The sequence below is a fragment of the Trueperaceae bacterium genome, from assembly GCA_036381595.1.
Classification (GTDB): Bacteria; Deinococcota; Deinococci; order Deinococcales; family Trueperaceae; genus DASVCN01.
On the sequence record DASVCN010000028.1, the window covers coordinates 115,431 to 130,544 of the forward strand.

At 66.2% G+C, this 15,114-nt stretch carries 11 protein-coding genes; 4 read left to right on the forward strand and 7 right to left on the reverse strand.

Features of this window, described 5'->3' with window-relative positions; translation table 11 throughout:
• Nucleotides 1–184: 184 nt before the first annotated feature.
• The 5 genes from cimA to ilvB all read right to left on the reverse strand — a co-directional run bounded on the left by cimA (nucleotide 185) and on the right by ilvB (nucleotide 6,877).
• Nucleotides 185–1,822, reverse strand: coding sequence for a citramalate synthase (gene cimA, locus VF168_10970; protein HEX7004692.1), 1,638 nt, complete (start codon nucleotides 1,820–1,822; stop codon nucleotides 185–187).
• A gap of 9 nt (nucleotides 1,823–1,831) precedes the next feature.
• Nucleotides 1,832–3,382 carry a 2-isopropylmalate synthase gene (locus VF168_10975; GenBank protein ID HEX7004693.1) on the reverse strand — a complete coding sequence of 517 codons (1,551 nt, stop codon included), beginning with the start codon at nucleotides 3,380–3,382 and terminating at the stop codon, nucleotides 1,832–1,834.
• A 151-nt stretch (nucleotides 3,383–3,533) separates the two neighbouring features.
• The gene (ilvC, locus tag VF168_10980) at nucleotides 3,534–4,556 is read right to left on the reverse strand and encodes a ketol-acid reductoisomerase (protein ID HEX7004694.1); all 1,023 of its coding nucleotides are present in this window, start codon (nucleotides 4,554–4,556) and stop codon (nucleotides 3,534–3,536) included.
• Nucleotides 4,557–4,628: 72 nt separating this feature from the next.
• Nucleotides 4,629–5,153, reverse strand: coding sequence for an acetolactate synthase small subunit (ilvN, locus tag VF168_10985; protein HEX7004695.1), 525 nt, complete (start codon nucleotides 5,151–5,153; stop codon nucleotides 4,629–4,631).
• The gene (gene ilvB / locus VF168_10990; GenBank protein ID HEX7004696.1) at nucleotides 5,153–6,877 is read right to left on the reverse strand and encodes a biosynthetic-type acetolactate synthase large subunit; all 1,725 of its coding nucleotides are present in this window, start codon (nucleotides 6,875–6,877) and stop codon (nucleotides 5,153–5,155) included. The genes ilvN and ilvB overlap by 1 nt, the downstream gene beginning before the upstream one ends.
• Nucleotides 6,878–7,287: 410 nt before the next feature.
• Here ilvB and VF168_10995 point away from each other — a divergent pair, with 410 nt between their 5' ends.
• The 4 genes from VF168_10995 (at nucleotide 7,288) to lon (ending at nucleotide 12,205) form a co-directional block, all read left to right on the forward strand.
• The gene (locus VF168_10995; GenBank protein ID HEX7004697.1) at nucleotides 7,288–7,593 is read left to right on the forward strand and encodes a stage V sporulation protein S; all 306 of its coding nucleotides are present in this window, start codon (nucleotides 7,288–7,290) and stop codon (nucleotides 7,591–7,593) included.
• Between the two features lie 207 nt (nucleotides 7,594–7,800).
• The gene (locus VF168_11000; protein HEX7004698.1) at nucleotides 7,801–8,469 is read left to right on the forward strand and encodes a zinc metallopeptidase; all 669 of its coding nucleotides are present in this window, start codon (nucleotides 7,801–7,803) and stop codon (nucleotides 8,467–8,469) included.
• Nucleotides 8,470–8,504: 35 nt separating this feature from the next.
• Nucleotides 8,505–9,740 carry an RsmB/NOP family class I SAM-dependent RNA methyltransferase gene (locus VF168_11005; GenBank protein HEX7004699.1) on the forward strand — a complete coding sequence of 412 codons (1,236 nt, stop codon included), beginning with the start codon at nucleotides 8,505–8,507 and terminating at the stop codon, nucleotides 9,738–9,740.
• 71 nt (nucleotides 9,741–9,811) lie between these two features.
• Entirely contained in the window at nucleotides 9,812–12,205 is a 2,394-nt protein-coding gene (gene lon / locus VF168_11010; protein HEX7004700.1) for an endopeptidase La, read from the forward strand.
• A gap of 99 nt (nucleotides 12,206–12,304) precedes the next feature.
• Here the strand turns inward: lon and VF168_11015 are convergent, their stop codons facing one another.
• Entirely contained in the window at nucleotides 12,305–14,071 is a 1,767-nt protein-coding gene (locus tag VF168_11015; GenBank protein HEX7004701.1) for an ABC transporter ATP-binding protein, read from the reverse strand.
• Nucleotides 14,072–15,052 (reverse strand): type I phosphomannose isomerase catalytic subunit, encoded by a 981-nt coding sequence (locus tag VF168_11020; protein ID HEX7004702.1) that lies wholly within the window; start codon nucleotides 15,050–15,052, stop codon nucleotides 14,072–14,074. It abuts the gene before it with no gap.
• Nucleotides 15,053–15,114: the final 62 nt, after the last annotated feature.

Below are 15,114 nucleotides of genomic sequence, written 5' to 3' on the forward strand. Positions count from 1 at the left end.
GAGGCGGTTGGTCAATCGACCGAGGGTCGCTACATCCCTCGGTCTCGACGGCATCCTACGGCCCCGGCCGGTTTCCGCCGACGATTTCGTGGGCCGGCGAACCGATGTCCCTTCGAAGGCAAGGCGGGAGCGCCTCGGTACATAGATATGCACCGACTCGGAGTGCGGGCCGAACTCGCGATCTTCAGGCTCGGCCCACCACTCGCTCCCGAGCGGCCCCGTCGGCCCGAGCCGCTGCTGCCGGTTCGAGTGGAACCACCCCATCCTTATGGAGCTTGTACTCGAGGGCGTCGAGCAGCGCCTCGTAGGAGGCGTTGATGATGTCGAAGCTGGCGCCTACGGTCCCCCAGGTCTCGTCACCGTCGCTCGTCTCGAGTTGCACCCTGACCACGGCAGCCGTCCCGGTCTCGGGACCGTCGAGAACCCTCACCTTGTAGTCGACCAGCCGCAGGGCCTCGACCGCCGGGTAGAAGCGCGATAGCGCCTTCGTCAAAGCCCGGTCGAGCGCGTTGACGGGACCCTGCCCGTCGGAGGCCGTGTGCTCCAGTACGCCGCCGACCTCGAGTTTGATCACCGCTTCGCAGCGGGGCTCGCTCTCCCCTTCACGCTTGTCCATGATGACCGAGAAGCCGTGCAGGGTGAAGTAGGGGCGGTAGTCGCCGCGGACCTTCCGGGACAGCAGCTGGAAGGAAGCCTCGGCCCCTTCGAAGGCGTAGCCGCGGTTCTCCAGCTCCTTGAGACGTGACACTACGTCGCGACTGGCGCTGCCGCCCGCCGAGAACTCCTCGCCGTACTCCTGCGACTTCGCCAGCACGTTGGCCCGTCCAGATAGCTCGGAGAGCAGGACCCGCCGGCTGTTCCCCACCAGCTCGGGAGCAAGATGCTCGTACGTCTCGGGCCTCTTGTTCACCGCCGACACGTGGATGCCACCCTTGTGGGCGAAGGCCGCGTCGCCCACGAATGCGGCCCGAACGTTCGGCTGCAGGTTGGCACGCTCGTCAACGAAGCGGGAGAGCTCGCGCAAGCCGGAGAGTCGTTGCGGCTGCGGCCGCCCGAGCTTGAAGGCCAGGTTGGGAACGATCGAGATCAGGTTGGCATTGCCGCACCGTTCACCGTAGCCGTTGATGGTGCCCTGCACCTGGCTGGCTCCCGCCTCGACCGCCGCCAGGCTGTTGGCCACCGCCAGTTCGCTGTCGTTGTGGGCGTGGATGCCGACCGGCAATCCGAAGCGGTCTCTGACCTCCCTGATGCGGGCGCCTACCTCGGCCGGCAGGGTCCCACCGTTCGTGTCGCACAGGACCAGCGTGGAGGCCCCGGCGCCAGCCGCGGCGGCCAGTGTGGCGAGGGCGTACTCCGGATCGGCGCGGTAGCCGTCGAAGAAGTGCTCGGCGTCGTAGACGACCTCGCGACCGTTGCTCCTGAGGAACGAGACCGAGCGTTCGATCATCGAGAGGTTCTCCTCCAGCGACACCCCCAGCGCGTGAGTTACGTGCATCGTCCATGACTTGCCGAAGATCGTTACTACCTCGGTACCCACCTCCAGCAACCGGATCAGGTTCTCGTCCTCCTCCGCGGCGGAGTCACGCCGGCAGGTTGACCCGAAAGCGGTGAGACGCGCGTTGACGAGGGGTACATCGCGCATCCGCTCGAAGAAGGAGACGTCCTTCGGGTTGGAGCCCGGCCAGCCCCCCTCGATCAGATCGACCCCGAAGGCGTCGAGTCGCCTGGCGATAGCTACCTTGTCCTCGCTCGTGAAGTTGACGGCGAGGCCTTGGGTGCCGTCGCGAAGGGTGGTGTCGTAGATCTCGAGGGGCTCGTTCATGGACACACCTCAGGGGGTGGAGACCTTCTCCTCGGCCTGGGCGACTCCGGCGGCGAGTTTGTTGAGGACGTCGACATAGGCGAGTACCGAGGCCTCGACCACGTCGGTGGAGAGGCCGCGCCCATGCACCTGGCGGCCATCGCTGCTCACCCGGATGGAGACCTCGCCCAGCGCGTCCTTGCCGGCGCCGACGCTGCGGATCTCGTACGATTCGAGAGTCACCGGCACCTGGCTGATCCGCTCGACGGCCTTGTAAGCGGCGTCGACCGGCCCGTCTCCGGTGGCTGCCTCCTCGTAGGTTCCGGTGTCGGTCGTCAGTCTGACGGTGGCGACCGGAGTCAGGGCGGTTCCCGACTGGAACTGCACCGCCAGCAACCGGTAGGTCTGCGGCACCCTGGTCGTCTCGGCGTCGACGAGCGCTCTGATGTCCTCGCTGGTCACCCGGCTCTTCCTGTCGCAGAGGTCCTTGAACTGCCGGAAGAGGATGTTCACCTGCTCGTCGCCGAGGTTCGGGTAGCCTAGCTCCTCGAGCGACTGGCGGAACGCCCTGCGGCCGGAGTGCTTGCCCATGATCAGCACGCCGGCGTCACGTCCCACCGTCTCGGCGCTCATGATCTCGTACGTCTCGACGGCCTTGATGACGCCGTCCTGGTGGATGCCCGACTCGTGGGCGAACGCGTTGTCGCCGACGACCGCCTTGTTGGGCGGCACCACCATGCCGGTGTACATCGCTACCTGACGAGAGCTCCGGTAGATCTCGCGGGTGTTGATCGAGGTCGTGTGCTGCCAGAAGTCGCGTCTGGTCTCGAGCGCCATCACGATCTCCTCGAGCGAGGCGTTGCCGGCCCGTTCGCCGATGCCGTTCACGGTGCATTCGATCTGGGTGGCGCCGTTCATCACGCCTGCCAGACTGTTGATGACGGCGCAGCCGAGGTCGTCGTGGCAGTGGGTGCTCACGTCCACGTTCTCGATGCCCGGTACCCGTTCGCAGATGGTCCGCACCAGCTCGCCGTACTCCCACGGCATCATGTAACCCACAGTGTCCGGGATGTTGATCGTCGTCGCTCCGGCCGCGATCGTCTCGGTGAAGATGCGAACCAGGAACTCAGGGTCCGACCTGCCCGCGTCCTCGGCACTGAACTCGACGTCGTCGACGAACGATTTCGCCAGTTCGACCGCGGCTACCGCCCGTTCCACTACCTGGTCGGGCGTCATGACCAGCTTCTTCTCCATATGGATGGGGCTGGTCGCGATGAAGGTGTGGATCCGGGGCCGCTTCGAGTCGGCCACCGCCTGAGCGGCCCGTTCGACGTCCCCGTGGTTGGCTCTGGCCAGGCCCGCGACGGTCACCCGGTCGGACTCCTCACCGATCGCCCGGGCGATCTCCCGCACCGCCTGGAAGTCGCCTTCCGAGGCTACCGGGAAGCCGGCCTCGATGACGTCGACCCCCAACCTGGCGAGCTGCCGGGCGATCTCCACTTTCTCCTTGGTGTTGAGCGCTACTCCGGGCGACTGTTCTCCGTCGCGCAACGTGGTGTCGAAAATCTTTATGTGGGCCATCTGGCAATGGCTCCTTTCGGGTACGAGCGGGCTTGTTCAGGCGGCGAGCGAAGGGGACGACCCGGGTAGTCGGTGTAGGGAGCCGAAGCCCCACCGGCCCTCCCGCCGCCGCTTCCACCTGTCGCTGCTCGTCCTGCTCACGCGCGCTCCTTCAACCCTGATTCGTTCGCGCCTGCTCCTCGGGCGCGGCGATGAACGGCATCATCTTGCGGAGCCGCCTGCCGACCTTCGACACGAGGCTCTCTTCGGTGTTGCGCCTTCCGGTGGAGAGCGTCGGCTGCCCCACCTGATTCTCGAGGAGGAACTCGCGGGCGAAGGCGCCGCTCCTGATCTCGGCCAGCACCCGCCGCATCTCGGCCCGGGTCTCGTCGGTGACGATCCGCTTGCCGGTCGCGTAGTCGCCGTACTCGGCCGTGTTCGAAACCGAGTAGCGCATCCGCTCGAAGCCGCCCTCGTAGATGAGGTCGACGATCAGCTTCATCTCGTGAACGCACTCGAAATAGGCGATTTCCGGCTGGTAGCCGGCCTCCACCAGCGTCTGGAACCCACTCTGCATGAGAGCGGTAATGCCACCGCAGAGGACCGCCTGCTCGCCGAACAGGTCGGTCTCGGTCTCCTCTGCGAAGGTCGTCTCGATGACCCCTCCCCTGGTTCCGCCGAGCGCCTTGGCGTAGGCCAGCGCCCGCTCCTTGAGCGTGCCGCTGGCGTCCTGGTGCAGGGCCAGGAGGCAGGGAACTCCGGCCCCTTGCGTGTAGACACGGCGAACCAGGTGCCCCGGTCCCTTGGGTGCAACCATGAACACATCCACGCCCTCGGGCGCCTTCACCTGGCCGAAGTGGACGTTGAAGCCGTGAGCGAACGCGAGGGCGTTGCCTGGTTCGAGGTGCGGCTCGATCTGCTCCCGGTAGATGCGCCCCTGGACCTCGTCGGGCAGGAGGATCATCACGATGTCGCCGGCCCTGGCGGCTTCCGACACCCCCATGACCTTGAGCCCGGCTCCTTCGGCTTCCCTCCACGACGCAGACTCGCGGCGCAGGCCCACGACCACGTCGCATCCCGATTCCTTGGCGTTGAGCGCGTGGGCGTGTCCCTGCGAACCGTAGCCGATGACGGCGATCGTCTGTCCCTGGAGGTGCTCTAAGTTGGCGTCGGAGTCGTAGTAAATATTGGGCATCGCGGTAGTGTGATTCCTTCCTTCGTTCGGTTCGAGCTTCGCTTCGGTCGCGAGCTCAGGGGGCGGAGAGGGTCAGGCGACCTTCTGGATGGGGCGGTGGGAGCGGTTGTCGCTGCTGGTGCGGGAGAGGGCGACCCGGCCGGTTCGGGTCAGTTCGATGATCCCGAACGGCTGCATCTGTTCGATGAATGCGCTGATCTTGTTCTCGTCACCGGTGACCTCGAAGATCAGGGCGTCACGGTGGACGTCGATGATGCGCGCGCGGAAATCCTGGGCGACCTGTCTCATCTCGACCCGATCGTCAGGAGAGCGGACCGCCACCTTGATGAGCATTAGCTCGCGGCCAACGTAGGGAGCCTCGCTGTGGTCGATCACCTTGATCACGTCGATGAGCTTCTGCAGCTGCTTCTCGACCTGCTCGACGGTGTCGTCCTCGCCGCTTACGACGAAAGTGGTACGGGAAACGCCCGGCTGCTCGGTCTGAGCGACCGAGAGGCTCTCGATGTTGAAGGCTCGGCGGGCGAAGAGTCCGGCGATACGGACCAGCACGCCGGGCTGGTCGCGCACGGTGACGCTCAGCACGTGGCGGTGCACCATCAGGCGACCACCTCTTCCTGCGCGTTCTCACGATCTTCGGGATCCTGGTCGCCAAGGATCATCTCGTCGACGCCGGCGCCGGCAGGGATCATCGGGAACACCTTCTCCGACTCGTAGACGACACAGTTGAGCAGAACGGGCTTGCGCGCGGCCAACGCATCGGCGATGGCCTGGCGAGCGCTGTCGCGATCGAAGACGTTGTGTCCTTCGACCCCGTACGCTTCGGCCAGCTTGGCGAAGTCGGGGTTGCTGTCGGCGAGGAATACCTCGCTGTAGCGCTGGGCGTGGAACATCTCCTGCCACTGCCGCACCATCCCCAACACCCCGTTGTTGCATATGGCGATGACGATCGGCAGCTGGTGCTTGAAGACCGTCGCCAGCTCCTGGATGTTCATCTGGATGCTGCCGTCCCCCGAAACCACGACCACCGGTTCGTCGGGACGCGCGAAGGCGGCTCCGATGGCAGCGGGCAGCCCGAAGCCCATGGTCCCAAGTCCCCCCGAAGTAATGAACGAGCGTGGCCTGTTGGTGGTGAAGAGCCGCGCCGCGAACATCTGGTGCTGCCCCACATCGGTGGTGACTATGCACTCCCCGCCCGCGGCGTCGCGCAGCATCTCGATGACCTCCTGCGACACCAGCGGCTTGTCGCGCTTGTAGCGTTCCCGGTAGGAGCCCTTCCACTCGTCGAGCTGCTTCCACCACTCCTCTATCTCGAGCGGCTCGAGCTCATCGGCGAGCCTGGGCAGGACGTCCTTCAGATCTCCGACGACGGGCACGTGCGCTTTCACCAGCTTGGAGATCTCGGCCGGATCGATGTCGATGTGCACGACCGTCGCATTGGGAGCGAAGCGCGAGAGCTTGCCGGTCACCCGATCGTCGAAGCGGAGGCCGGCCCCGATGATGAGGTCGCAGTGGGTGATGGCGCGGTTCGCCGAGACGGTACCGTGCATGCCGGGCATGCCGAGGGAGTTGGGGGCGCCGTAGGGGTAGGCGCCGATCCCCATCAGGGTAGTGATGACGGGGATGCCGGTCCTCTCCACGAAGGCCGAGACCTCCTCTGCGGAGGCCTGGGCGCCGCCACCCACCATCATCACCGGTCGCTTCGCCTCGCCGATGGCCTTCGCGGCACGGCGGATCTGCCCCGCATGCCCCTTGATGGTGGGCCGGTAGCCGGGAAGGTCGACGGTGACGTCGAAGGAGCCTTCGAACGGCGCCTGCTGAACGTCCTTGGGGATATCTATGAGTACGGGTCCAGGACGGCCGGTGGTGGCGATGTGGAACGCCTCTGCGACTATCCTGGGGATGTCCTCGACCCGTTTGACCAGGTAGTTGTGCTTGGTGACGGGGAGGGTGATGCCGTAGACGTCCGCCTCCTGGAAGGCATCGGTGCCGATGAGCGGGTTGGCCACGTTGCCGGTGATTGCCACCAGGGCCGAGGAGTCCATCATCGCCGTGGCCAGGCCCGTCACCAGGTTGGTGGCGCCGGGTCCGCTGGTGGCGAAAGTGACGCCGCAGCGCCCACTGGCACGGTAGTAGGCGTCAGCAGCGTGCGCTGCGGCCTGCTCGTGGCGCATGAGGATGTGACGGATCCTGGAGTCGTACAGGGCGTCGTAGATGGGCATTATCGCGCCACCGGGAAGCCCGAAGACGGTATCTACACCTTGCCTCTCGAGCGCCGTTAGCACGGCAGCCGCTCCGGTCATCTGGGGTCTGCTCTTTCCCATCACTTCCTCCTGTTGCCCGGCGCCCGTATCGGCCGGTGCCTAAGCAAAAAACCCGCCAACTCTGTGGTTGGCGGGGTGGAAAACGTCTCTATGTCGTGGAACTAGACGACGGTACCCCGCGGCGCTAGGCCTAGGATGTGCGCGATCCTGGTGGCGGGTACGAGTTTCACTGGCGGCGAGTATAAGGGGTGCTAATGTGAGTGTCAAGCACGGTTTCTCGGGGAGTCGCGGCTCTCCGGACCCGCTTTCGGAGGCTTTTCTGCCGATTTCGGGACGCTGCCGGATACCCGTTTCGCTGCGGCACTTCGTGGGCCTCTCCCACGTTTCGCGGAAACCGAGGCAGCATAATGCCGTCGATTGATCAGCGTCGCGCGTAGCTCTTTTGCGTCCAGCAGCCGAGGAGGTTGACGATCGAAACTCTACGAGTATCCGGCACTTCGAGACCGAACTCGGTCGCGGGTGCGATCGCTGCCCTTTTGAGGAACGAGGGCGAGGTCGAGGTGCAGGCCATCGGGCCGCATGCCGTGAACCAGGCCGTCAAAGCGATCGCCATCGCTCGCAGCTATATCGAGGCGGACGGGCTCGATCTGACCACCCGGCCGTCGTTCGTCAAGCTCGAACTGCAGAGCGAGGAGCGTACGGCGGTGCGCTTCGCGGTCCAGCGCGTCGACCTCGAGGAGCCGTCGGAGGCGAACCACTCCCCCATCGAGCTCTAGGCCGAGGGGAGCTCGGGCCGGAGGGAAGCAGGCAGCGTCGTTCGCCGCCAGCCGCGAGGCAGTGGCCTTGAGAGTGGCGGGCGGCCACCCGTCCGGTCGACTACCTGAACCAGGAAATCTGAGTATACTATTGTCATATCGGGCTCGGGGAGGGCGGCCGCGAAGGCAGCCCGACCGAGTTCTACCTCTGAGGAGGAGTGACTGAGAGTGGGATTCTACTTTATTGCGATAGTAGCCTTCATCGGCTCGATGCTGGTGCAGTGGTATCTGCGCAACACCTACGGCAAGTGGATGAAGAGGGCCAACGCCTCGGGCCTCACCGGGCGCGAAGCGGCCCTGGCGATCCTCGACGCGAACGGTGTCCGGGATGTCAAGGTCGAGATGGTCAAAGGCCAGCTTACCGACCACTACGACCCCACCCACAAGACGGTGCGGCTCTCGGAGGCCAACTACGGTCGCGCCAGCGTCGCCGGCATGGCGGTGGCGGCTCACGAGGTGGGTCACGCTCTGCAACACGCGCGGGGCTACGCGCCGCTCGCCTGGCGAACCTCGATACTGCCCATCGCCAGCATCGGCAGTCAGTGGGGGCCCATGCTCGCCATGTTCGGATTGTTCCTAGGTGGAGGGCCGAACATTCTGCTCACCATCGGCATCTGGCTCTTCGCCGGGGCGGTGCTCTTCCACATCGTGACCCTGCCCATCGAGTTCGACGCGAGCCGGCGAGCCCTCGCCCAACTGGACCAGCTCGGGATCGTCACCAGCCAGGACTCGGGGGGCGCTCGGTCGGTCCTCACGGCGGCAGCTCTTACCTACGTGGCCGCGGCGGCGACATCTATCGCCTACCTCCTCTACTTCATCACCGCGAGCCGGAGGTAGCGGCGGCACCGGGAACGACGAGTTCGGCCAGAAGATTGGCAGTGGAAGCGTTGCGCCGCGTTCATCGCGGCGCTTTCGCTGCACCCTCGATCTCTTCCCTGCTGGGCCGGCTCACCGACGGTCGTGAGCGTGCTCTGCTCACCGACCTCGTCTACGGCACGCTGCGCCACGAGATCCTCCTCGACGCCTGCCTGGCGCCCCTGCTCCGGAACCCGGAACGGCTGCCGGCCGACGTGCGGAACGCGCTGCGGGCGGGCAGCTACGAACTGCTCGTGCGCAAAACCGCGCCGCATGCGGCGGTCGCCGAGTGGGTAGAGGTCGTGAAGTCGCTGTCCACCCGGCTCTCCGGACTCGCCAACGCCGTGCTGCGCAGAGCCCGGATACCGGAGGAGCTGCCGCCTCATCTCCGCTGCTCACTACCGCAGTGGCTCTACCTTCGGTTCCGCGAGCTGCTCGGCGATGAGGCCGACGCAGCCGGGCTGGGGATGCTCGAACCAGAGCCGCTCTGGCTGACGGCGTTCCCGGGCGACGGCCGGAACGATCCGGCACAGGTCCTGGCCGCCCAGGGCTGCGAGGTGCGCCCCGGACCCTTGCCCGGAACTCTCGCGGTCCGCCCGTCCCGGCCACTCGGAGAACTCGAAGCTTTCACGGGTGGACTCGTTCAACCGCAGAACCCGGCGTCCCTCCTGCCGGCGATCGCCTTGGGGGCGAAGGAGGGAGAAAGGGTCCTCGACCTGGCGTCCGGCAACGGTATCAAGGCGGCTCAGCTGGCCGCCGCCGGGGCGTTGGTCGAGGCTTTCGAGGTCGATCCCCGCAAGGTCGAGCGCGCCCGGTCCAACCTTCGCCGGCTGGGACTCGAGGTGGAGCATCATGTGGCGGACCTCCGGCAACCCCCTGGTGCCGAGGCTGCGCCCAAGGTCCTGCTCGATGCGCCGTGCAGCGGTACCGGCACCCTGCGCGGCAATCCCGAGATCAAGCTGCGGCTCGACGGAGCCGCGGTAGCCGAGCTGGCACGGTTGCAGAGCGACCTGCTCGACACGGCCGCGAAGCTCACCGAGCCGGGGGGCCGCCTCGTCTACTCGGTTTGCGCGCTCACGCCCGAGGAAGGCCCTGACCAGGTCGAACGGTTCCTGAGGCGGCATCCGGAGTTCCGGCCCGAGGCGCTCGCGCTACCGCTGCCGCTGCGAAGCGCCGGCGCGGGAGGCGTGGTTCCGCCCATCGGCGGTCTCGACGGCTTCTTCGTCGCCAGCCTCCGGATGGAGCGTGCCTGAGCGGCGGCCGTGCCTGAGACCGGGGTCAGCCATCTTACGGTAGGGCACATGGCGTCAGGGTTTACTAAGCCATGGATTGGGAACTTCCCGTCATTGCCCTCCGTACCCAGGTAGTGCTTCCGAGGACCCTGGAGAACGTCGATGTAGGTAGGCCCAAGTCGAAGCGGGCCCTCGAGGAAGCGCAGGCAGCGGACAACCGGGTGCTCTTGGTGGTGCAGCGCGAACCACGGATCGACGATCCCAGTGGCGAGCAGCTCTACTCGGTTGGCACCCTGGCCGTGGTGAAGCAGGTGATCCGCCTGCCCGACGACACCCTCCAGGTGCTCGTCGAAGGGCGTGAACGAGCCTCCATCGACTCCTTCCTGCCCGGCACGACCTTGCGTGCTCGGGTCACGACCATCAACGAGACCCAGGGCGGGGCCGACGAAGCGCGCACCAGGGCCCTGATAGAGCAGGTGAAGTCGGCTTTCGCCGAGTACGCCCAGCAGAACAAGAACCTCCGCCTCGACTCTTTCCACCTCGAGAACCTCCGCAGTCTCAAGGAGCCGGGTCCGCTGGCAGACGTAGTCGCCAAGTACGCTACCTGGGAGGTAGCCGACAAGCAGGCGGTGCTCGAGGAAGCCGACGCCACCAAGCGCATCGAGCTCGTCTTCGGATTCCTCTCCCGCGACCTGGAGCGCTTCGACACCGAGAAGCAGATCAGCGCCCGGGTGAAGCAGCAGATGGACTCGAACCAGCGGGAGTACTACCTCCGCGAGCAGATGAAGGCGATCCAGCGCGAGCTGGGCGGCGACGAGGCATCGGAAGGCGAGGAGCTTCGCAAGAAGGTCGAAGAGAAGAACATGCCCGAGGAAGCCCGTGAGCGGGCCCTCAAGGAGATCGAACGGCTGGAGAAGATGGCCGGTGGTTCGCCCGAAGCGACCGTGGTGCGAACCTACCTCGACGTCCTGCTCGATCTGCCCTGGAGCGAAGCCGACGAAGAGCGGCTCGACATCTCTCACACCGAGAAGATCCTCAACGACGATCACTACGCGCTGGAGGAGCCCAAGGAGCGGATCCTCGAGTTCCTGGCCGTACGGCAGCTGACCAAAGATGTGGAGGAGTCTCGCTACAAGGCGCCGATCCTCTGCCTCGTCGGGCCGCCCGGCGTCGGCAAGACCTCCCTGGGCAAGTCGATCGCCCGCAGCCTCAACCGTGAGTTCGTGCGCATGTCACTTGGCGGGGTACGCGACGAAGCCGAGATCCGCGGCCACCGGCGCACCTACATCGGTTCGCTGCCGGGCCGCATCATCCAGGGGATGAAGACCGCCGGAAAGATCAACCCGGTCTTCCTGCTCGACGAGGTCGACAAGATGACCGCTGACTTCCGCGGCGATCCCTCCTCGGCCCTGCTCGAGGTGCTCGACCCGGAGCAGAACGACACCTTCTCGGACCACTACCTGGAGATCCCGTACGACCTTTCGAAGGTCATGTTCATCACCACCGCGAACACGCTCCAGAGCATCCCGCGGCCCCTGCTCGATCGCATGGAAGTCATCCAGATCCCCGGTTACACGCTCGACGAGAAGGTGCAGATCGCTCGTCGTTACCGGGTGCCGCAGCAGCTCAAGGACCACGGTCTCGAGGGGAAGCTGGAGATAACCGACGACGCCGTGCGGCGGATCATCACGGAGTACACGCGTGAGGCAGGCGTGCGGAACATGGACAGGATGATCGCGAAGGCCGCTCGCAAGTCGGCCAAGGAGTACCTCAGCGAAGCCTGGGAGGGCGTGCGCAAGGTGGGAGCCGACGAGATCCGCGAGCTCCTGGGCGTGCCGCCGTTCCGCGACGACAAGGCCGAGAAGCAGCCGCAGGTTGGCCTCGCCCACGGCCTCGCCTGGACCTCGGTCGGCGGCGTCACCCTCGACATCGAAGCCGTCTCGGTTCCGGGCAAGGGGAAGGTCTCGCTCACCGGTCAACTGGGTGAGGTGATGAAGGAGAGCGCGCAGGCCGGCATCGCCTACCTGCGCAATCATTCGGCCAGGTTCAACCTTCCGGCCGACTTCCATGAGACCCGCGACCTCCACGTGCACGTGCTCGAGGGCGCCACGCCCAAGGATGGCCCCTCTGCCGGCATCGCCATCGCGACCGCAGTGATAAGCGCCCTCACCGGCCAACCCTTGCGGGGCGATGTGGCCATGACCGGGGAGATCACCCTGCGCGGCAGGGTGCTGCCGATCGGCGGCGTGAAGGAGAAGCTGCTCGCTGCGCACCAGGCGGGCATCAAGGAGGTCATCCTCCCCGAGGCGAACGAGGCCAACCTCGAGGACGTCCCCGAGGCGATCCTCGGTGACCTCAAGGTGATCCCGGTGAAGGACTTCCAGGAGGTCTTGCAGATAATGCTGCTGCCCGAGGAGGAAGAGGCCGCGTTCGTGCCCCCGAAGGGGGACGAAGGGGATCGCGCCTCGCCCTCGGCCAGGCTCTGAAGAGCGACGCGCCGGCCCTGGACTCACCGCCAGCGTCGCCACTCGCGTCGGCTGGAACGTCGAAGCCCCTCGGTATCGAACCGAGGGGCTTTCCCACGTTCAGGAGACCGCGCTCCTGGTCTGGATCTCGAACAGCCGCCGGTAGAGCCCCCGGCGCTGCAGCAGTGTCTGGTGGTCGCCCCACTCGACCACGCGGCCGTCCTGCAGCACGTAGATGGTGTCGGCGCCCCTGATCGTCGAGAGCCGGTGAGCGATGACGATGCTGGTCAGTTCACGACGGCGAGAGAAGTAGCCTGTTAGCGCGTCCTGGATGACGGACTCCGATTCGCTGTCGAGGCTGGAGGTCGCCTCGTCGAGCACGAGGATGGAAGCACCTTTGAGGATGGCGCGAGCGATGGCCACCCGCTGTTTCTGGCCGCCGGAGAGTTTCACCCCGCGCTCGCCGATCTCGGTGTCGAAGCCCTCGGGCAGCGCCTCGATGAAACCGCTGGCATTGGCGAGGTCGGCAGCTCGGCGCACCTCTGCGTCTTCCGCTACCGGTCGCGCGTAACGGATGTTCTCGCGGACGCTCCCGGAGAAGAGGGTGGGTTCCTGCGGCACCACCGCCACCGCCCGGCGGACCGCTTCCAGACGGTACTCGCGCAGATCAGTGCCGCGCACGGTGATGCTGCCCTGTTGAGGATCGTAGAGCCGTGAAAGGAGCCGGCCCACCGTCGTCTTGCCCGCGCCCGAGGGGCCGACCAGCGCGACGGTCGTGCCCGCCGGGATCGTGAGGTCGAGGCCGCGCAGGGCCCACTCCCCCTCGGCAGCCTCGGGGTAGCGGAAGTGAACCGATCGGAAGCGGATCTCTCCGCCCTCGAACTCCTCCTCACCCCCGCCGGACTCCGGCTTCTCTTTCAGCAGTTCGTCGACGCGATCGAGGGCCGCCACTCCGGCCTGCAATACGTTGTTGAAGTTGAGGACGAGTCGGACCGGACCGACGAGGTTGTTCAGGTAGAGCAGGAAGGCCGTCAGTTCGCCCGTGGTCAGTCCCGCTGCGCCGCCACCGCCGCCGCTGGCGATCAGCCAGCCTCCGACCAGGACCAGGGCTCCCACGCCCATCTCGGATGAGAGGCCCACGCCCGCCTGCATGTAGCCGACCTGGCGGCGCCGCCTGAGGTTGAGCTGCCGGTACCGCTGGCTCTCCTGCTCGAAACGCCGGAACTCGCCAGCCTCACCGGTGAACATCTTGACCACGGCGATATTGCCTATCGCTTCCGAGGCCACTGCGGTCATCTCCCCCACCCGCGCCCTGACCTGACGGGCGAGACGGCGCAGAGGGCCTTGGAAGAAGACGGTGAAGAAGCCCATCACCGCCACGATCAGAAGGCTGATCGTCGCGAGCAGCCAGTTCATCACGAAGAGGATGACGGTGACCACGACGATACTGAAGAGCTGTCCCACGATGCGAGTCGCCCCAGCCTGGATCATCGACTCGAGAGCATTGACATCGGAGACGACGCGGGACACCAGCGAACCTGATCGCTCGCGGGTGAAGCGGCCGAGCGGCAGCGACAGCAGGTGGCTGTAGGCGTTGGCTCTCACGTCCTGGATGACTCTCTGGGTGAAGTCGTAGCTCAGGTACATGGCGGCGAACGAGAGGGCCTCGTTGACGATGTAGAACAGAGCCATCGCTGCCCCGGTGAGAAGGAACAGCCGGAGGCTGCCGTCGGGTATCACCGTGTCGATGACGAAGCGAACGAACTGTGGCGTCACCTGGGCCAATGCCGCGGAGATGGCGATGAGAACGGATAGTCCCGCCACCCGCCAGCGGTACGGCTTGAGCAGTCTTCCAAGTGCGGGCAGGGCGTTGGGCGGACGCTCCATCTAAACCACCGGCACGTAGCAACGAAGGATCTGCCCCTCGCCCTCCAGCCGGTACTCCCCCAGCGCGGCTGGCAGCACCACCGACGTGCCGGTCGCTAGCTCGAGCGCGCCCGTTGGGTGGCCCAGTTCGATGCGACCGTTGGTGACCGTGAGGATCTCCAGCGAGGCCGGGCTGGTCCCCAGCCGCAGCCGCCTACCCTGCGGTTCGACCGCCTCCATCCCGAAATGCTCGCTCTCCACCAGTAGGCGCCTGCCGACTTCGATATCGAGCGACATCACCTTGGGCATCCCGCCCTCGTCGTAGTTCATCACCGCCAGCGCCTGCTCGAGGTGCAGCTCGCGTTCCCGGCCCTGGGCGTCCCGTCGACCGTAGTCGTAGAGCCTGTAGGTCAGGTCGCTCGCCTGCTGGATCTCAAAGAGGAGGATCCCTGCGCCGATCGCGTGCACCGTTCCCACCGGGTTGTAGATGACGTCCCCCGGCGCCACCCGAACCCGCTTCAGGTACCTCTCGAGATCGCCGTCGGCGACCGCCTGGCGCACACGCCCTTCGCTCATCTCCCCCTGGAAGCCCCAGACGACCTGCGCCCCGGGCGCGCACGAGATGATGTACCACGCCTCCGCTTTTCCCAGGTGCCCGGTGGTCGGCTCGAAGCGCCGGGCGTATTCGTCGTCGGGATGCACCTGGATGGAGAGCGGCTTGGCGGCATCGATGAATTTCGCCAACAGCGGCACTTTCGTCCCGTAGCGGCTCAAGCTGGCGGTGCCGAGTAGCCAGGCGCCGGTCGCGTGGGCCACCTCGGCGAGCGTGCGGCCTGCGAACTCGCCGTTGCGGATCTCGTTTCCCTCGTATACCTGCCACGACTCGGCGAGCGGCTCGTCACCCCCCGCATCCTCGATGCCCAGATAGTCGGCCATCTGGGAGCCGCCCCAGAGCCGCCTGCTCAGGCGCCTCTCGAGCAGCAACGGGTAAGGTTCGTTCATCGTCATTTCCTCTCGAGGCAGTTCACCATCGGCCTCATCTTCACGCCCTCCACATCAGGCGA

What these genes read in the sequence shown, in the direction of transcription:
- VF168_10975 (HEX7004693.1), bottom strand. Translation starts at nt 3,382, where the DNA reads ATGGCCCACATAAAGATTTTCGACACCACGTTGCGCGACGGAGAACAG.
- cimA (HEX7004692.1), bottom strand. Translation starts at nt 1,822, where the DNA reads ATGAACGAGCCCCTCGAGATCTACGACACCACCCTTCGCGACGGCACC.
- VF168_11015 (HEX7004701.1), bottom strand. Translation starts at nt 14,071, where the DNA reads ATGGAGCGTCCGCCCAACGCCCTGCCCGCACTTGGAAGACTGCTCAAG.
- ilvC (HEX7004694.1), bottom strand. Translation starts at nt 4,556, where the DNA reads ATGCCCAATATTTACTACGACTCCGACGCCAACTTAGAGCACCTCCAG.
- lon (HEX7004700.1), top strand. Translation starts at nt 9,812, where the DNA reads ATGGATTGGGAACTTCCCGTCATTGCCCTCCGTACCCAGGTAGTGCTT.
- VF168_11020 (HEX7004702.1), bottom strand. Translation starts at nt 15,052, where the DNA reads ATGAACGAACCTTACCCGTTGCTGCTCGAGAGGCGCCTGAGCAGGCGG.
- ilvB (HEX7004696.1), bottom strand. Translation starts at nt 6,877, where the DNA reads ATGGGAAAGAGCAGACCCCAGATGACCGGAGCGGCTGCCGTGCTAACG.
- ilvN (HEX7004695.1), bottom strand. Translation starts at nt 5,153, where the DNA reads ATGGTGCACCGCCACGTGCTGAGCGTCACCGTGCGCGACCAGCCCGGC.